The organism is Neobacillus camarae (assembly GCF_054950115.1).
Genome location: NZ_JBUCKX010000004.1, coordinates 386,551 through 405,213 on the forward strand (window position 1 = coordinate 386,551; position 18,663 = coordinate 405,213).

The window sequence follows — 18,663 nt, forward strand, 5'->3', positions numbered from 1 at the left end:
TAGGAGAGGGAGTTGCCATATGAATAAGAGACTTGAATTTAAAGGCGGCTGGGGAGCTGCGTTTATTCCCGTCGTGATTTTTTTGTTTTTTTGCATATTGTATTTTATCGTTTTTAAAGCGTTTGAAATGTATGCTCTTGCAATGGGCGCCTTCGTCGCACTTATGGTGGGTGCGGTTTTTGTAAAAAAAGGTAACTATGATCGCTTCTGGGATTCAGTCTATGATGGTGTAAAGGAAGCTGTACCGATTTTAATCCTCCTGTTCGCCATTGGGATGTTTTCGGAGCTTATTAAAACCACTAATATTTCGTCAGGTTTCGTATGGCTTGCCAGCTTGCTTGGCGTAGATGGGGGATTATTTACCGCCTTTACATTCTTGGCAGTTTGTGTCATTTCCACTGCTACTGGATCATCTATTGGAACCATGTTTACCTGCTTCCCTATTTTTTACCCGGCAGGAGTATTGTTGGGAAGCGATCCTGCTGTTCTTGCGGGTGCAATCGTCAGTGCTTCTATTTTTGGTGATAACTTGGCTCCAATATCCGATACCACCATCATCTCGGCAGGAACTCAGGAATACACAAAAAAAGAGGGTTTTGCTGAGGTTGGCGGCTGTGTTGCTACCCGGCTAAAATATTCCTTGGTCGCAGGTACTATCTCTTTTGTTCTGTTCTGGATTTTCGGCGGAGGCGGTACGGTAGGCGCGGGCGCTGCGGATATCCTTGCCAAGAACATGAATCCAACCACATTGGTCATGCTGGTTCCGGTAGCCGTCATGTTAATCGTATCAGTCAAAACCCGCAATATTTATATAGCTATTACTATAGGTGTTGTTTTAGGGACCATAACTGGCCTGTCGTTTAACCTCTTAACTTTCGATAATGTTATATCCGTTGTCGATGGGGCTCCGAAGGGATTTTTAACGGGAGGCATCAGCAACATGATGGCAACAGTCACCTTGGTGATTTCGGTTTACGGTATAATGGGTGTGCTTAACGGTGCGGGAGTGCTGGAGAAAGTCACAAATGCCATCCTTAACAGCAAAATGGGCAAGACGGTTGTCGGAGCTGAAATCGCGATGATGTTAGGCATTTCGTTTACCACTTTGATTTTCGGTGGTGTGACCAGTGCATCGATGACGACATTTGGAAAAGTACAAAATGAGATTGGCAAACGTGTTGGTTTGCATCCATACCGCCGTTCCAATCTACTTGATGGTTTTGCTAATGCAATCGTACTGGTAATTCCCTTTTTAAGTGTGTTTGTATTCCTGGGTGCTTTGTTGTCAAAAGGTTATGATTTTGTCGCACCGCTTTTACTAACTCAAGTCAGCAGCGGTATGATTTATTGCATGGTGTTGTTCTTGGTTCTATTGTTCTCCATCATAACGGGATGGGGCCGCGAATATGAAGGCGCGGAAGGGAAGGCGGTCAGCCAGCCTCAAGAATAGCAAAACTTGATACCCATTCAGGCTCTCATCATATGGTGAGAGCCTTTTTGTTTTGCTAGGAGATGACAGGTGCTTTTTCAAAATAACAAATCACGAACGATGAGCGAAAAACGCAAAGAGAAGTTCGTGATTTACAAAAAATAAAGTATTCTCATTTTGATTGCTTCATTTGTTAAATGTGGGATTATGCCCTTATTCTAAGAATAAACTTGATTTTATTTATCTATTTACGAATGATTTTATTATTTCATATAATAATATTCGTGTTTTTGTTGCAAAATAAATTCTATTTAACTATAATAATAAAGGTATCGAAGGGAAGAAAAAACGAACATTAAATAATGCTTTTTTAATAGAAAGTGAGGCCAGATATGACACAACGAAGAATCCCTTACATCATCTTGGCTCCAGGACTGATTCTTTTGATTGTATTCTTGGTGTTACCACTTATTTCCGCCATTTTCCCAACATTCTTTGATGGAGGATTCACCTTGGCGAATTATACTTCGTTCTTTTTGGATGAATATAATTTTAGTATTTTTTGGCGGACAATAAAGATTTCACTGATTGCCACTTTGATTAGTGTGCTGATAGGAGTTCCGACAGCCTATTATATTTCAAAAAGTCCAAAAAAATGGCGTGGCCTGTTAATGTCGATTACGCTGTTTCCGTTGTTAACGAATTCGGTTGTGCGAAGTTTTGCATGGATCACCATTTTAGGACAAGCAGGTATTGTGAATCATACTTTAATGAGCCTCGGGTTCATATCAAAGCCGCTTACATTACTTTATACAGAATTCGCCATTGTGATTGGCTCTGTGTATCTCTTCTTACCTTTAATGGTGATTACTTTAGTGGGTATATTAGAAAACATTGATTCGGAAATTATGGAAGCCGCGGAAACGTTAGGCGCAAATCGCTTGGTTGCTTTTATGAAGGTTATTTTGCCATTAAGTGTGCCGGGAATTATAGTTGGGAGTATTTTGGTTTTCACAGGAAGTATGACAGCCTATACGACTCCGCAATTATTAGGAGGAAACCGGAACATTATGTTAGCAACCTTCTTATATCAAAATGCAACGGCATTAGGTAACTGGCAAGGTGCCAGTGTCATTGCTTTGATTATGATTGCCGCGACATTAATCGTGATGAAGTTATTCAACTGGGTGGCGGGCCGCATGGATAAGAGAGGTGAGGCAAGTGCGTAAAAATGTTGGTTTAACAATCTTTGCGGGACTGGTTTTTGCGTTCCTGCTAGTACCTTTACTGATTATTATTGTGACTTCCTTTGGAACCAATTCAACCATCCAATTTCCGATTAAAGGTTTTACCTTTGATTGGTATGGCAAGGTGTTTAGCAATGAATCCTTTATGGACAGCTTTTTTCTCAGTTTAAAAGTAGCTTTTCTTGCGACACTCTTGGCATTGGTTATTGGCGTTCCAGCTGCCTATTCTTTGGCGCGCCATAAGGTGTTCGGACGAAATTGGATTAAGAGTTTTTTTCTTTCGCCAACCATCGTTCCTGGTTTGGTTGTGGGATATGCCATGTATCAATTTATTGTCATTAAGTTCCAATTCCCGATTATCCAAGGATTGCTATTAGGGCATTTCTTAGTTTGCCTGCCTTATGTCATTCGGGTAGTGGGTTCAACAATTGAGCAGCTGGATTTTTCAATTGAAGAGGTTTCGTGGACGTTAGGCTGCACAAAATTACAGGCATTTATCAAAGTTGTGCTGCCGAACATTACTTCAGGAATTTTTGCCTCCTTCATGCTGGCGTTCATTAATTCCTTCAATAACATCCCGGTTTCGCAGTTTTTATCCGGACCGGGTGTTACGATGCTGCCAACCAGCTTAATGAATTATATTGAATACAACTACGACCCATCGGTTTCGGCATTATCCGTTGTGTTGATGCTTGGGACGATTGTTTTAATGTTTATTATTGAAAAAACATTAGGGTTAGCCAGTATTTCATAGGAAAAGAGACAATCCAACAGCGAAGGGGTTATAACAGCATTATGTCCTATGTTGAATTAAAAGATATTCGTGTCAGTTATGATAATATAGCTAATATATTAAAAGATTTGAATTTATCGATTGAAAAAGGCGAATTAGTCTCCTTATTGGGGCCATCTGGCTGCGGGAAAACGACGACTTTAAGGGTCATTGCCGGCTTAATTGAGCCAAATGATGGAGAGTTCTTGGTTGATAATCAAAACTTAACTAAAGTGCCCGTTCATAAACGGGAATTTGGAATGGTGTTCCAAAGCTATGCCTTGTTTCCCCATCTAACGATTAAAGAAAATGTTGCGTTCGGCTTGAAATTACGCAAGGAAAAAAAGCAGACCATTGAAAAAAAGGTAAAGGATATTTTAGCGATTACGGGGCTGGAAGAGCTGGGCGATCGTTATCCAAAGCAGCTCTCCGGAGGGCAGAGACAGCGTGTAGCATTAGCACGTGCCTTAGTTATTGAACCGAAATTATTATTATTAGATGAACCCCTCAGTAACCTGGATGCGAAATTGCGCCTGCAGATGCGAATTGAAATTAAACGGATCCAAAGTCAATTGGGGATCACATCGGTGTTTGTCACGCATGATCAAGAGGAATGTTTCTCGATTTCGGACAAGGTAGCCGTTATGAATAAAGGCGTGATTGAACAATTTGACACCCCTGAAGAAATTTATAATAATCCAAAAACGGAGTTTGTGGCCCGTTTTATCGGATTTGATAACTTTTTTGAGTTAACACCAACAGAAGACTGGAAGTATAAAGCGGTAGATGGAACGCTTTTCGAAAGTACCCGCAAATGGGGACCGGCAAAACGTACAGGTACCATTCGCCCAGATGATATTGAGGTTAGAGAAAGTGCTGAGCCGAATGCTAATAACACGGTATCAGGGAGCATAAAGGTCCGTACGTTCTTGGGCAAAGCTTACCAATATGAGGTTGAAACGACAATAGGAACATTACTTGTCAATAAAGCCGATGATGAGATCTATCAAGTGGGAGAGACGGTTACATTGACCATCCCGGCTCACAAGCTAATCATAGTTTAATAGTTCATAAAAATATTTCATAAAAACTACATCTAAGAAAAGGGGACAGGAAAAATGAAAAAGGCATTAGGTTTAGTAAGTTTAACTTTGGCGGCTGCCAGTGTATTGGCTGCATGCGGCGGCGGTAATGAAAATAGCGCTTCTGGCAAGGAAAAACCGAAAACATTGGTGATTTCCACATTTGGTTTGGAAGAAGATAAAATGCAAGAAGATGTCTTTAAACCATTTGAGAAAAAATACAATGTAGACATTGTGTTAGAAACGGGTACAAGCTCTGAGCGTTTAACGAAATTGAAAAGTAATCCAAACTCAACGGTTGATGTCATCGAGTTGTCCCAATCGAACGCAGCAGAAGGGGTATCAGCAGGCCTTTTTGAAAAAATCGACAGCAGCAAGGTTTCTAACATGGACAACTTAATTGACAGTGCTAAAGAATTATCTAGTGATGGTTCTGGCCCGGCTTATACGTTGAACAGTATCGGGATTGTCTACAATAAAAAGGCAGCTGGTAAGGAAATCAAAGAGTGGGATGATCTGTGGGATTCTTCACTGAAAGGGAAAGTTTCCATTCCTGATATTGCCACAACCTTTGGCCCTGCGATGCTTTATTTAGCAAATAACCATACAAATGGTGATATTACGAAGGATAATGGTAAAGCAGCATTTAAAGGTATTACGGATTTGGCGCCAAACGTGGTTAAAACATACAGCAAATCCTCCGATTTAGCTAACATGTTCCAATCGGGAGAAATCACAGCAGCGGTTGTCGGTGACTTTGCTGTTCCAATGATTACAGAATCCAATCCTGATGTAGCGTATGTTGTACCGCAATCTGGAACATATGCTAACTTCAACACCATTAACATTAACAAAAACTCTAAAAACAAAGATTTAGCTTATAAATATATCAACTGGAGATTAAGCCAGGAAGTACAAGAGAAAACGGCCGTATCTCTAAATGAAGCTCCAACCAATAAAAAAGTCGAACTAGACGAAGAAACAGCGAAAAATAAAACGTACGGTGATGTGGCAGAACGTACAAACAAAGTGGATTCAACATTAGTCAATAAAAACCTTGAATCTTGGATTAATCAGTGGAATAGAATTTTGAACAAATAAGCAGAAGTTTTAAAAGAGGCTGAGGATCATCCTTGGCCTTTTTCTTTTAAGAAGAAACTTCAAAAGGTGGGAACATCAAAATGAAAGTCGATTTGGCGATTATAAATGGGCAGGTTTTTAACACTTTTACCAAAAAGTTTGAAGAGAAAAATGTCTATATTCTCGGGGATAAATTTTATTATGTGACAGCAGAAGAAATGGTGGATTTACAAGCTGAAAAAGTAATAGATGCTGAGAATCAGTATCTGGTTCCGGGCTTAATGGATATCCACATGCATATTGAAAGCTCGATGACCTCCCCTGCTATTTTTTCGGAGGCGGCGTTGGCCCATGGGGTAACAACCGTTACCGCTGATGCGCATGAGATTGCCAATGTATTTGGGATGGAGGGGCTGGAGGTGTTCTTCTCCCAGCCGAGTACAATGGATATTTTCTATGCAATCCCTTCCTCGGTGCCATCGACGACACCAGAACTTGAAACCACAGGCGGCTTTATTGGAGTGGAAGAAGTAAAGCAGCTTCTCAAGCATCCCAAAGTCATCGCTTTAGGGGAAGCGATGAACTTCAACGGTATCGTCAATGAGCCGGATTCATTGATTCGGCAGATATTGCATACTGTTCAAACAGAGCGGCCGTTTATGCCGTTAGAAGGGCATGTACCAAGGGTTTCCGGATTAGAACTAGCCCAATTTTTATATGCGGGTATAACAGCTGACCATACCCATCAGTCGCCAGAATCGATTTATGAGAAAATCACCAGTGGGATGTTTTTAGAATTTCAAAAGAAATCGATAACACCGGAAAACATTGGAGTCATTGTTGAAAATCAATTCTATGGATACATGGCAATCATTACGGATGATGTCATGGCGGACGACTTGCTGGAAGGGCATTTGGATGCCAACGTGCGATTGGCCATTGCTTGCGGCATGCCAGCAGAACAGGCCATTTATTGTTCTACCTATACACCTGCCAGAAGAATGGGATTCCAGGACCGCGGCGCCATTGTCTCTGGATTCAAAGCGGACTTTCTATTAGTAGATGATATGGAAAGGCTTGATATTGCGGCAGTCTATAAGGATGGAAACTTGGTGCACGAACGGGGAGAGTTGATTCGGTACCCAGCTGCGAAACCTGACTTTCCGAAACATTTTTATCAATCCTTACATTGCAGGGCACTAACTCCAGAGGATTTACATTTTAGGGTAAGTGCATCTGAGAAGGCTGTGGTCAATGTGATCCAAATATCTGAAGTGGGTACCTTTACCGAACATGTACAGCGGGAGATGAGGGTTACAGATGGTTATTTAGATTGGGAGAATAGCGGGCTGGCCTTAATTGTCGTGATGGAACGGTATGGAAAAACAGGCAATCTTGCTTACGGATTTGTTGACAAAGCTTTGTATGAAAAAGGAGCAGTCGCTACTACTTGGGCGCATGACCATCATAATTTGATGGTCATGGGAACAAGTATCGAGGATATGATAGCGGCTCAGCAACAATTATTGGACATGCAGGGTGGATATGTTGTGGCGCAGCACGGAAAGGTGCAGGCGATCTGCCCGCTTCCGGTTGGCGGAATTATCAGCGATGCGCCGATCCAAGAACTAGGTGCGCAATTAAAGGAAGTCAGGCAGGCGATGGTCAAGTTAGGCTATCATAATACCAATGAAATTATGTCGTTCTCGACTTTATCCTTACCGGTGTCACCTGCCATTAAAATTACCGACAAAGGGATGATGAATGTGCGCTCTCAAATGATGATCCCATTGGTGGAGGGTTTAAAAAGTTGAAAATAGTCATTAAAAATGCATGGATATTAACCATGAATGAAAGTATGGAGCAGTTTCAAGACGGGTATTTAATAGTGGACAAGGGAAAGATTTTTGACGCCGGTCCAATGGATTCCCTGCCAAAGGATATAACCTTCGACCGCTGCCTTGATGCCAGAGGGGCGATTTTGCTGCCAGGTATGGTCAATACCCACACACATATCGGCATGATTCCGTTTCGATCATTGGGTGATGACTATCCAGACCGGCTGCGCCGCTTCTTATTTCCATTGGAAAATGAATGCATGAATGAACAGCTGGCGTACACAAGCGGAAAATATGCGATTGCTGAAATGCAGCTAGCCGGCGTTACCACTTTCTTTGATATGTATTACTTTGAGCAGCAATTGGCAGAAGCGGCAGAGGAAATGCACAGCCGCGGACTTTTAGCAGAAACCGTCATTGACTCTGTGACCGTTGATGTGCCAGAGCCAATGGGCGGATTGGACTATGCCGAAGGTTTTCTGCCAAGATGGCAAGGACATAGCAGGATTCGGGCAACCGTGGCACCGCATGCTCCTTACACGAATACCGTTGAAGTGCTCCAGCAAGTGGATGCTCTGTCACGAACGTACAATGTGCCATGGATGATGCATGTCAGTGAAATGGATTTTGAAATGGAGAAGTATCGCAATGAGCATAATCAAACGCCGATTGAATTTTTAGAAGAGATTGGGGTATTAAGTTCAAGGCTCGTTGCTGCACACTGTATCCATTTATCAGACCATGATATTGAGTTGTTGAAGAAGTATGATGTGAAGGTGGCTCATTGTATTGGTGCCAACACGAAATCGGCTAAAGGGGTTGCCCGTGTCCAGGATTTATTGTCTGCGGGTGTGACAGTTGGGTTAGGAACAGATGGCCCAAGCAGCGGCAATACGCTGGATTTATTTTTCCAAATGCGATTGTTTGCTAATTTCCATAAAACATATTTGCAAGACCGCAGTGCATTTCCAGCGGAAGACATTGTGAAGCTAGCAACCATCGGAGGAGCGAAAGTTTTAGGAATGGAGGAGCAAATTGGCTCCATTGAGGCAGGAAAACAGGCTGACTTTATTCTGGTGGAAACCGATTCTGTCAATATGTTTCCTATTTTTGACCCGTATTCGGCTTTAGTGTATTCTGCAAATGCCGGAAATGTAAGAGACGTGTTCATCGCGGGAAAGCAAGTCGTAGCAGAAAAACAATTAGTAGATTTTGATGTAAAGCAATTAAGGGCGGAACTAAATTACGCCATGGAAGAATGCGGATTTAAAAGAAATGCCCTAAAAGCAATGGAAGGTAAATAGGAAATATAGAGAAGAATGTGCCTGTCACTACCCGTCATTTGTTGAATCTTTATCGATATGATTTGGGTGAATGACAGGCACTTTCTAACTAAACAAGAGTTTTGTAGCCTGTTTAGTTGAAAAGTATAAATTTTGCCACAACACAGTCCTTCATAATGTGGTATTTTTTTATATAAGGAGTATCGCAGTAAACTATGATTAGAAAATATCGATGAAAAGGAAGTCAATTTGAAATGAAACCCATTTTTAAATCATCGGAGAAACGCATTGATAATACTGGCAATAGGCTAGTTACAAAAGAGCTTCAAGATTTGATTGATGAGACAGCGCTTGCAGGGGGAATCCTAGTTCTGGAAAAAGGAATTTACCTGACAGCATCTTTATTTCTAAAAAGCAGCATGGAATTCCATTTTGAGGACGGGGCTGTCTTACTAGGAACCACAGACGAATCTTATTATCCTATTATCCCGACCCGCGCGGCTGGCATTGAGATGGACTGGTATCCGGGAATTTTGAACTGCAATCACCAGACTGATGTAACCATTAGTGGAAACGGTACCATTGACGGTCAAGGGGAGTACTGGTGGAACAAGTATTGGGGCGATGATATGAAAGGCGGCATGCGAAAGGAGTATGATGCGAAAGGGCTTCGCTGGGCCTGCGACTACGACTGCATGCGTGTGAGAAATGTTGTCGTGATGGAATCGTCCAATATTACCCTAAAGGATTTTACGTCCACGCGTTCTGGATTCTGGAATATCCACGTTTGTTACAGCAGTCACGTTCATATAGATGGGATTAAAATAGCATCAGGAGATGTTCACAGCCCAAGTACCGATGGTATTGATATTGACTCCTGCCAGCATGTTCTGGTAGAAAATTGTATCACTTCCTGCAACGATGACAGTATCTGCATCAAGTCTGGAAGGGACTATGACGGCTTGCGGGTAAACCGTCCATGCTATGATATTACCGTGCAAAATTGCGAGATTAGATCCGGTTTTGGCGTCACCATTGGGAGTGAAGTTTCCGGCGGCGTTTACGACATTACTTTAAAAAATTTGCGCTACCATGGAACAGACTGTGGTTTCCGTATTAAATCAGCTGTAACCAGAAGTGGCTATATTAAAAATGTATTAGTGGACGGATTGGAAATGGTCAATGTCAAATACTTGTTCCACTTGTATTTAAATTGGAACCCGGCTTATAGTTACTGTGAACTTCCAAAAGATTATACCGGGGAAATCCCAAAACACTGGAAAACGTTGACTGAACCCCTGCCGGAAGGTTCACCTAAGACAACTGTCAGTGATATCACCATTCAAAATGTAAAAGCTTATAATGAAAGCGGGTATGATGGCATCAGTCGGGCTTTTCATATTGAAGGCTTTGAAGATACACCGATTGAGGGTCTTACTTTTAAAAATATGTCCCTATCATGCAAGGAATATGGGGTCATTAATTATACAAAAGGAGTCCGGTTTGAAGATGTGACGGTGTCCGTTTTTGGTGCGAGGGAAGAAGAAAATGACTCTTATGATAATAGATAGAGTTAGAATATGAGGTTAAGTCAATGACAGAATCGAATCGGAATAATGTCGAGCGTTTTAACGGGTTTAGTTCGCTATACGATCAAAATCGTCCAAGTGCACCGAATGAAGTGGTAAAAATAGTCACCACTTACTTGAAAGACAGGCCCAAACTGGTGGTTGATGTTGGCTGCGGTTCCGGCCTTTCTACCTTTATCTGGCTCGATGAAGCGGAAAAGGTCATAGGAGTAGAACCGAATGATGATATGCGTAAGGTTGCAGAATGGCACTGGGAAGAAGCCCAAAAGCCATCTGGACTTACATTTGTCAAAGCATTATCACATCAGCTTGGCATGTCCAATGAAACGGCAGATATTATTACTTGCTCACAATCCTTTCATTGGATGGAGCCGCAACCCACTTTAAAAGAATTTGCCCGGGTCTTGCGCCCAAATGGAATATTCGCCGCTTACGATTGTGATTGGCCGCCAACTTGCGACTGGAATTTGGAACAGCAGTTTATGAAATTATATGACCTTGCAGACGCTCGTCTTTCCCAATTGCTTCCTTCTGAGAGGCAGGCGCATAAATGGAAGAAAGAGAATCATCTGCAACAAATCCAACAATCCGGCTTATTTTCGTTTACAAAAGAAATTGTCTTCCATCACTGGGAAAAATGTGATGCTGCCCGTTATGCCAATATTGCATTAAGCCAAGGTGGACTCCAAACGGCATTAAAAATGGGTGTACAAGAGCTCGAAACCGCATTCCAAGATTTTAAAAACCATGTTGAAGAGGTTTTTTCGGGAGAAACGAAAGATATTCTATTCAGTTACCGAATGCGATTAGGAATAAAAGGCTAGCAGGTGCCTGTCACTACCCGTAAATGGTCGTATTCTCAAAGACGTACTTCGAGCGGTGACAGGCACTTTTAAAACCGTGCATAGAAAAGGGAATGATGATGACATTACAACAATTAAAGTATGTGATTGAAGTAGCCAAAAGCCGGTCGATTAACAAAGCGGCGCAGAGGCTTTTTATTAGCCAGCCGAGCCTTTCAAACGCACTAAAAGAGCTGGAAGAAGAAATAGGAATTACGATCTTTTCGAGGACTAATAAGGGAATCGTGATTACCCCTGAGGGAACGGAGTTTTTAGGTTACGCAAGGCAGGTAGTGGAACAGGCAGAACTCCTTGAGAATCGCTATACCAATACACGGTCGCCGCAGCAAAACTTTTCTGTATCCGCCCAGCACTATGCCTTTGCGGTAAGTGCCTTTGTCCGGCTCTTACAGGAGTATGACCGGGAGGAATATGAGTTCACCTTACGAGAAACCAAGACCTATGAAATTATTGATGACGTGAAAAACCTGCGCAGTGAAATAGGCATTTTATATGTGAATGATTTTAATAGGAAGGTCATTCAAAAGTTTTTGCGAGAAGGGAATTTAAAGTTCCATGAACTCTTTGAAGCAAAACCCCATGTCTTTATTAGCTCTACCAACCCGCTGGCGAAAAAGGACTTTGTCACCTTAGAGGATTTGGATCCGTACCCTTATCTGTCTTTTGAGCAAGGGGACTATAATTCCTTCTACTTTTCCGAGGAGATTCTTAGCACTCTTTCTAGACCGAAGAACATACGAGTGAGTGATCGGGCCACCTTGTTTAACTTGCTTATTGGACTAAACGGCTATACCATTTCAACGGGCGTCATTAGCCAGAAACTCAATGGTAAAGACATTATTGCAGTTCCTTTGAAAGTGGATGAGCGGATGAATGTTGGCTATATTACCCATAAAAACGTCGCAAACAGTACGTTGGCCAACATTTATATTCAATATTTAAAAGAAACCATTGAAGAAGAATTGTGGCAGGTATAGTTTAAAGCTATAACAAGAGATAGTTTTTTCGTGTTACTCTATAATGATTTTGCTATGCTACACTTTCCTTATCGAAAAATAAAGAATATTTTGAGGAAAGCAGGGATTAATGATGACAAAGACACTCGTTCGCGCTCCATTTAGAGCAGACCATGTAGGAAGTTTATTACGTCCGGAAACCATTCATAAGGCAAGAAAGGATTTCCAAGAAGGCAATATTACAGCACAACAGCTACACGAAATTGAAACAGAGGAAATTAAAAAAATCGTTGATAAGCAAATCGAAGTCGGTCTTCAAGCTGTTACAGACGGAGAATTTCGCAGAAGATTTTGGCATACGGATTTTCTTGAGCATTTAAATGGGATAGAAGGTTACGTACCAAATCATGGATTTGCCTTCAAAGGCGAGGAAACAGAAAGATATGATGTGCGAGTTATCGGAAAAATCTCGTTTACCCCGGATCACCCGCATATTAAAGACTTTATTGAATTTAAAGAAATTGTCGGGGACCGTGCTGTTGCCAAACAAACCATCCCAAGTCCCAATCAATTATTTAACGCTGGTATCCGGAATCTAGAAGTTTATCCGGATTTGGAAGAGTATACAAATGATGTGATTCAAACCTACCGTGATGCCATCAAAGCCTTTTATGATGCAGGCTGCCGTTACTTGCAGCTAGATGATGTCTACATTGCTGGCCTGAATGCTCCGGAAATTCCCTTTAACGATAGCGGCTATTCCCGGGAACAATTAATCGACTTAGCCTTACGAGTGGTGAATGGAGTCTTGGAAGATAAACCGGAAGATCTCACAATCACCACACACCTTTGCCGTGGTAACTACCGTTCTAAATGGGCATTTGAAGGCAGTTATGCAAAAATCGCCCCAACCTTATTTGCAAAAGAAAAGGTGAACGGATTTTTCCTAGAATATGATGATGACCGTTCAGGTGACTTTGGTCCACTGGAATTCATTCCAAATGGCGGCCCCCAAGTCGTTCTGGGTGTATTCACCTCGAAACATGGTCAACTGGAAGACAAGGAAAATATTAAAGCGCGCGTTGAAGAAGCAACAAAATACGTGCCACTAGAGCAATTATGTATCAGTCCTCAATGCGGCTTTGCATCTACTCATCATGGAAATATTTTAACTGAGGAAGAGCAATGGGCGAAGTTGAAATATATTGTAGACATTTCTAAAGAAATTTGGGGATAAGGTAATAGAGAGCGAACACTATTATATGGTGTTCGCTTATTTTTTTAAAAGGAATGCCAAAAGTAGAATTATATATTATATTTAAAGTCATGCAACAACATTGTGTATTACTAACAAAACAGGGTCAGAATAATTCAAGGGAGCCTAGAAACAAGTTGGATTGAAACAATCATTGCTTTAAGGACAATTTATAAATTTTGGAGGTCCATTGTGGATAATAACGATATATTGATTCGGTTGAGATATGCTTTGGAAATAAAAAATAAAGAAATGGCTGAGATCTTTAAGCTTGGCGGCGTCGATGTGACGGTGCCAGAAGTCATAAAAATTCTAACCAAATCAGACGAAGATGATGATGAAAATGACAATCAAATCAAATGTAATAACAGCATGTTCGATTCGTTTTTAAATGGTTTGATTATTTTTAAAAGAGGCAAGCAAGAGCCCAAACCTGGCCAGCCTATTGCACCAGAACCAGCCATTAAGAAAAGTGCAAATGTTAATAATCTCCTGCTAAAGAAAGTAAAAATTGCACTAGCATTAACCACCGAGGATATGCTGGATATCTTCGATCAGGCAGGAATTACGGTTTCAAAAGGAGAACTCGGAGCCTTATTAAGAAAAGAAGGACATAAGAATTATAAAGAGTGTGGAGATAAGTTTGCCAGGAATTTCTTGAAAGGGCTGGCTATTAAATACAGAGCATAATGCATGAAAGAAGTTATAGGTGATGACATGATACATACCTATTTAGGTCAAACTATCCGTTTTGATATCCATTACAAAAATCGGACATCTATTGGAATCACTATAGATAGCTATGGAAATATTGAAGTCCAAGCTCCGAAGGGAACAACTAATGGTGTGGTGCTTCATGCATTAGAGCAAAACTGGGAACCTATTCAGCAAAAAGTTAAAGAAATGGAAGATAGGCTGCAAGGACCACAGGAAAAAGTCTATGAATATGGTGAGATTTTTCTTTATTTGGGCAACTCCTATCCAATCGAAATCATTCAGGATCCCAATATAACACAAGAACAGGTTGTTTTTAAGGAAGAGAAGCTGCATATCTATGTGAAGCAGGTTGATGGGGAAAAAATAAAACAAGCATTAAAACGCTTTTATTATCAGCAGTGTAAGGCTCTGGTGGTAAAAAGCATATCTTGCTATCAGAGCAACTTCAAAACCAAACCACGTTCCATTCGTATCTCCGATAGCAAAACGACTTGGGGAACATGCGATTCCAGGCAGCAGTTAACCTTTAATTGGAAACTGGCAATGGCACCAAGGGAGGTCATCGACTATGTAGTGGTTCACGAAATGTGCCATATGGTTCATATGAACCACGACCGTTCCTTTTGGCGCCTGGTTGGAAAAATAATGCCTGATTATAAAGAAAAGGAAAATTGGCTGGCTTTATCTAGCTGGAAAATGACCGTATAGAAACCCCATTCCACTCGTAAATGTATATTTACAATAATGAGAAAGCTAAAGGAGGGATTGTACATGTTATGTCCTTTGGTCATTAAAACAGAGTTCCTTCTCTGCACAAGGTCTAATGGCTGGACGAAACTTGTGCAGAGACAAATTGATCCATTCGTCCTCATTGGATCTTGCACTTATGGAAAACGATAATTCTATAAGGAGATCATCCAATGAATAAAAATTTTAAGCGATATGTAGTATTTTGGTTTAGTCAGGCCGTTTCCCAATTTGGAAGTGCCATGACCAGTTTTGCTCTTGTCATTTGGGCATATACACAGACGAGTTCAGTGATGGCCGTGTCATTGATGGCATTCTGTTCTTATCTGCCTTATATTATTGTGAGTTTATTTGTGGGTGCTTTTATTGACAGTCACAATAAGAAAACGATTATGCTATGCTCAGATTTTATGGCAGCTGTATGTTCCGTATCTGTGGTGATTTTATGGCAGCTTGGGGATTTGCAGATTTGGCACATTTATATAGTTAATTTTGTGATCGGTTTTATGAATGCCTTTCAATCACCAGCCCGTTCGGTGGCGATTGGAAAATTAGTACCTGAAGAGAAGCTGTCCCAAGCAAGCGGTATGAATTCCTTTTCGACCAATTTGGTAACAGTGGTTTCGCCAGTATTGGCTTCATCGTTATTTGCCTTTTTGGGTTTAGAGATTGTGATAATTGTTGATTTGGTTACCTTTTTATTTGCCTTCTTGGTCTTGCTTTTTTTCATTAAAATACCAGAAAGCATGGTGCAAGAGGCTGAAAGCAAATCGGCCATTGCCGGATGTAGTGATGGCTTCCGCTTTTTATTAGCACACAGAGGCTTATGGTATATTGTGATAACCTTGGCAGTAGTCAATTTCTTTTCTAGATTGACGTATGAAAACATATTATCACCTATGATTCTCGCGAGAAATGGCGGCAATACTGAAATCCTTGGAATAGTAAATGCTGTGTTAGGAATAGGCGGAATTGTAGGCGGTTTTATTGTGTCAGCAGGTAAGTTCTCAAAGGATAAAGTGAGGATGATCTATTTTTCAGCGGGTCTTTCCTTTTTGTTGGGCGATGTCATAATGGGAATAGGCCGTGGAGGGATTGCATGGGGTATTGCGGGAATTGCGGCAAGTGCTCCCATTCCGTTCATTATCGCAGGACAAGAGACCATTTTGTATAAAACGATTCCTGAAGAAATGCAAGGCAGAGTGTTTTCTGTGCGTAATGCCATCCAGTTTAGTACCATACCAATTGGTATTTTACTAGGTGGATATCTAGCTGACTACGTATTTGAACCATTTATGGATTCGGACAGCGCTATAGCTAGTGCGCTTCACTGGATTGTTGGTTCTGGGAAAGGAAGCGGCATGGCGGTCATGTTCTTATGCACTGGCATTTTAGGAAGTCTTGTCTGTGTGATTGCCTACCATTTAAAAGAAATCCAAAAGCTGCGTTCAATACAATAAAGTAGATATGTGCCTGTCGTTACTCGTAATTTGTCGAATCTCCCCGACATGATTCGGGTGGTGACAGGCCTTTTTCTGTGCGACAATAGTGACATCCAATAGGTTGTGAAGTAAAGGGGGGAAACATGTTTATGATTCCAGCAAAAATAGATTCCATTCCAATCAATAGGATAAGAGAGAGAAGCGTGGAATCCATCTTCGATTGGTTTGAGTTTCATCTCAAATCGTTTTATACACTTGGGTGGTCCTATCTTAGTAATCAGCAGCAAATGGAAGAGCTGTTCTACCAATCTATTATAAAAGTTCACAAGACATTGCCGCGATTTAAAAGTGAAACCTCATTCGAAACATGGGTTACATCCATTTTTATACAAACCTGCCGAGAGCTTTCAAAGGACGGAAGTTTAGTAACTTCAGAGGAAAATGAGCCACGTCAGGAATTTTTTAAGGCACTGGATCATTTGAAAGAAGACGAGAAAGAAGCAGTAATCTTGACCTATGTAAAAGGAATGTCTAAGGAGGAAGCGGCACAGCTTCTCCATGTTTCAGTGGAAGTGCTGAAAGAGATATTGTTTTCCGGAATTCGTTCTCTTAGAAAAGAAATCGGGTATATATTTACCTTTAATGGCTGTAGGGAGTATCACAAGGATTACATCGATTATATAGAAAGAAACATGGAACGATCGAAAAAGGTTGATTTTGAGATACATATTTATCACTGTCAAGACTGCCAGGAGGATTTGGCAACCTTTCAGGAGGTCATGTTAAATCTTACTGAAGAAATTGAGGCTCTCCAAGTGCCATCTGGTTTCATGAATCATGTCAAGGCAAGGCTCGCGGATAAGGAAAAGCAGAGACAAAAGAAGACCAGTAAACGTAAAAAGATCGGACTTATTTTTGCGGGGGCATTAGCTTTATTATTGGGGATCGGTTATTTTACAGGAGCATTTACGTATCTCTACTATACGACAGAAAAAAATCCACAATTGCGTGCCTATCTTCAGCAGGGTTTTGGTGATAGGCTGAGCCTGGAAGAGGAAAGCAATGGAGTAAAAATACGGATTAAGGGCATAATTGCTGATGATGTTCAGACGCTGGTTTTCTATGAAATAGAAGATACCGAAGAAAACAACCAATATATGATAAATTATGATGATGGGGTTTTTGTGGAGAACCGATATGATATCATGGAACGTGAAGCTAATACACGATACTATCCTCCTGACCTAGAATCGGATGTAAATAAAAAAGAAAAGAACGTGTTTCAAGGGAAAATCAGTCTGCAGCCACTATCCAAAGAAAATGGGACTATCAAACTGAAAATCGCAAAACTTCAGAAATTGATCCGAGATTCCTCAGATCAAATTGAAGCTAGTGATTACGAGGATATGTTTGAAACAGGGGAGTGGGACTTCGAGGTCCCTGTAACCAAACAGCCTTCCAAAGAATATGTCTTGGAAAAAGAAACAGAACTAGAAGGAATTCCGTTCCGGGTGGACAAACTAATCCTTGCTCCAACAGCGACGATTCTCCAATATAGTTTAAATAATAATCAATCAGGGAAACGGATAGATGCTGTTAACTTTGACAATTTGGAAGTGAACCAAAGGAAAGTGAAACCTGATATGTATGGAGGCGCTTTTATAGATTCACCTCAAGATCCAAATTGGTATACCTTTCAAACAAATTTTGACTCCCTTTTTGGTGAAAAGCCAAAAGAGGTTAACATTCACTTTGGAGCCATTTCTTTAACTGTTGAGGAACAAAAAGCCGTTGAGCTGGATGCTGCTAAGGGATATCCTCAAACGTTTGAATATGCAGGCAGTACAATTTCCATCGACAAGCTAGAAGATGGACAATCAACCAAGATGGTCATAAGCAATCGTGAAATTGAGAATCGGGCATATGAGTCACTGCAATTCTTTTTTGTGGGTGAGGATGAAAATTCACCAGTTACAACGGATATGAATTTTGAAGGAGTTTTCATTGACAAAAACGGGATAGAATACAATGAGAATCAGACACCTTTCTCATACGAGGAGATCGAGCAGCCACGTTATTTCATTACGGTTCAAACCATGGGGTTACTTAGTGATGCCACTACGGAAGAAGTGACCCCAAAGAGGCTGCAAATTTTTGGATATACCACAACGACATATCCGGACGATGTTGTAAAGATTTTGTTGAAATAATTTGCAGCGTCTGCCCTCCTGCTTACCAAAGCTACAACACTAGTGCACTGTTATCCCCGCAAATTGCCAAAATCCCTCGGCATTAATCGGGCGGTAGGGTGCCTTTTTATTTGCGTTATAAAATCATAGATATTTTCCTTAGATTGATTCTAT

Annotated in this window: 15 protein-coding genes; all 15 read left to right on the top strand. The window is 41.0% G+C overall.

Features of this window, described 5'->3' with window-relative positions; translation table 11 throughout:
- The first annotated feature begins 19 nt into the window (after positions 1 to 19).
- The 15 genes from ACY8D0_RS23370 (at position 20) to ACY8D0_RS23440 (ending at position 18,510) form a co-directional block, all read left to right on the top strand.
- Positions 20 to 1,450, top strand: a complete 1,431-nt coding sequence (locus tag ACY8D0_RS23370; protein WP_462412848.1) for a Na+/H+ antiporter NhaC family protein — start codon at positions 20 to 22, stop codon at positions 1,448 to 1,450.
- 371 nt (positions 1,451 to 1,821) lie between these two features.
- A complete protein-coding gene (locus tag ACY8D0_RS23375) occupies positions 1,822 to 2,658 on the top strand; it encodes an ABC transporter permease (protein ID WP_462412849.1) in 837 nt (278 codons plus the stop codon).
- A complete protein-coding gene (locus ACY8D0_RS23380; RefSeq protein ID WP_462412850.1) occupies positions 2,651 to 3,430 on the top strand; it encodes an ABC transporter permease in 780 nt (259 codons plus the stop codon). The genes ACY8D0_RS23375 and ACY8D0_RS23380 overlap by 8 nt, the downstream gene beginning before the upstream one ends.
- 41 nt (positions 3,431 to 3,471) lie before the next feature.
- Positions 3,472 to 4,512, top strand: a complete 1,041-nt coding sequence (locus ACY8D0_RS23385; RefSeq protein ID WP_462412851.1) for an ABC transporter ATP-binding protein — start codon at positions 3,472 to 3,474, stop codon at positions 4,510 to 4,512.
- A 54-nt stretch (positions 4,513 to 4,566) separates the two neighbouring features.
- Positions 4,567 to 5,631 (top strand): ABC transporter substrate-binding protein, encoded by a 1,065-nt coding sequence (locus tag ACY8D0_RS23390; RefSeq protein WP_462412852.1) that lies wholly within the window; start codon positions 4,567 to 4,569, stop codon positions 5,629 to 5,631.
- An 80-nt stretch (positions 5,632 to 5,711) separates the two neighbouring features.
- Positions 5,712 to 7,424 carry an adenine deaminase C-terminal domain-containing protein gene (locus tag ACY8D0_RS23395; protein ID WP_462412853.1) on the top strand — a complete coding sequence of 571 codons (1,713 nt, stop codon included), beginning with the start codon at positions 5,712 to 5,714 and terminating at the stop codon, positions 7,422 to 7,424.
- Positions 7,421 to 8,752, top strand: a complete 1,332-nt coding sequence (locus ACY8D0_RS23400) for an amidohydrolase (RefSeq protein WP_462412854.1) — start codon at positions 7,421 to 7,423, stop codon at positions 8,750 to 8,752. The genes ACY8D0_RS23395 and ACY8D0_RS23400 overlap by 4 nt, the downstream gene beginning before the upstream one ends.
- 233 nt (positions 8,753 to 8,985) lie before the next feature.
- Entirely contained in the window at positions 8,986 to 10,302 is a 1,317-nt protein-coding gene (locus tag ACY8D0_RS23405) for a glycoside hydrolase family 28 protein (protein ID WP_462412855.1), read from the top strand.
- Between the two features lie 23 nt (positions 10,303 to 10,325).
- Positions 10,326 to 11,144, top strand: coding sequence for a class I SAM-dependent methyltransferase (locus ACY8D0_RS23410; RefSeq protein WP_462412856.1), 819 nt, complete (start codon positions 10,326 to 10,328; stop codon positions 11,142 to 11,144).
- Between the two features lie 98 nt (positions 11,145 to 11,242).
- Positions 11,243 to 12,160, top strand: a complete 918-nt coding sequence (locus ACY8D0_RS23415; RefSeq protein ID WP_462413159.1) for a LysR family transcriptional regulator — start codon at positions 11,243 to 11,245, stop codon at positions 12,158 to 12,160.
- Between the two features lie 112 nt (positions 12,161 to 12,272).
- A complete protein-coding gene (locus ACY8D0_RS23420; RefSeq protein ID WP_462413160.1) occupies positions 12,273 to 13,376 on the top strand; it encodes a 5-methyltetrahydropteroyltriglutamate--homocysteine S-methyltransferase in 1,104 nt (367 codons plus the stop codon).
- A 210-nt stretch (positions 13,377 to 13,586) separates the two neighbouring features.
- Positions 13,587 to 14,084, top strand: coding sequence for a YehS family protein (locus ACY8D0_RS23425; protein ID WP_462412857.1), 498 nt, complete (start codon positions 13,587 to 13,589; stop codon positions 14,082 to 14,084).
- Positions 14,085 to 14,111: 27 nt separating this feature from the next.
- Positions 14,112 to 14,819 carry a M48 family metallopeptidase gene (locus tag ACY8D0_RS23430; protein ID WP_462413161.1) on the top strand — a complete coding sequence of 236 codons (708 nt, stop codon included), beginning with the start codon at positions 14,112 to 14,114 and terminating at the stop codon, positions 14,817 to 14,819.
- 212 nt (positions 14,820 to 15,031) lie between these two features.
- Complete coding sequence (locus tag ACY8D0_RS23435; protein ID WP_462412858.1) at positions 15,032 to 16,318, top strand: MFS transporter; 1,287 nt, start codon at positions 15,032 to 15,034, stop codon at positions 16,316 to 16,318.
- Between the two features lie 125 nt (positions 16,319 to 16,443).
- Positions 16,444 to 18,510, top strand: a complete 2,067-nt coding sequence (locus tag ACY8D0_RS23440; RefSeq protein WP_462412859.1) for a sigma-70 family RNA polymerase sigma factor — start codon at positions 16,444 to 16,446, stop codon at positions 18,508 to 18,510.
- The last annotated feature ends 153 nt before the right edge of the window (positions 18,511 to 18,663 follow it).

Coding starts and splice junctions, on each gene's coding strand:
- ACY8D0_RS23410 (WP_462412856.1), top strand. CDS start 10,326: ATGACAGAATCGAATCGGAATAATGTCGAGCGTTTTAACGGGTTTAGT.
- ACY8D0_RS23440 (WP_462412859.1), top strand. CDS start 16,444: ATGTTTATGATTCCAGCAAAAATAGATTCCATTCCAATCAATAGGATA.
- ACY8D0_RS23370 (WP_462412848.1), top strand. CDS start 20: ATGAATAAGAGACTTGAATTTAAAGGCGGCTGGGGAGCTGCGTTTATT.
- ACY8D0_RS23420 (WP_462413160.1), top strand. CDS start 12,273: ATGACAAAGACACTCGTTCGCGCTCCATTTAGAGCAGACCATGTAGGA.
- ACY8D0_RS23415 (WP_462413159.1), top strand. CDS start 11,243: ATGACATTACAACAATTAAAGTATGTGATTGAAGTAGCCAAAAGCCGG.
- ACY8D0_RS23435 (WP_462412858.1), top strand. CDS start 15,032: ATGAATAAAAATTTTAAGCGATATGTAGTATTTTGGTTTAGTCAGGCC.
- ACY8D0_RS23405 (WP_462412855.1), top strand. CDS start 8,986: ATGAAACCCATTTTTAAATCATCGGAGAAACGCATTGATAATACTGGC.
- ACY8D0_RS23385 (WP_462412851.1), top strand. CDS start 3,472: ATGTCCTATGTTGAATTAAAAGATATTCGTGTCAGTTATGATAATATA.
- ACY8D0_RS23395 (WP_462412853.1), top strand. CDS start 5,712: ATGAAAGTCGATTTGGCGATTATAAATGGGCAGGTTTTTAACACTTTT.
- ACY8D0_RS23375 (WP_462412849.1), top strand. CDS start 1,822: ATGACACAACGAAGAATCCCTTACATCATCTTGGCTCCAGGACTGATT.
- ACY8D0_RS23390 (WP_462412852.1), top strand. CDS start 4,567: ATGAAAAAGGCATTAGGTTTAGTAAGTTTAACTTTGGCGGCTGCCAGT.
- ACY8D0_RS23430 (WP_462413161.1), top strand. CDS start 14,112: ATGATACATACCTATTTAGGTCAAACTATCCGTTTTGATATCCATTAC.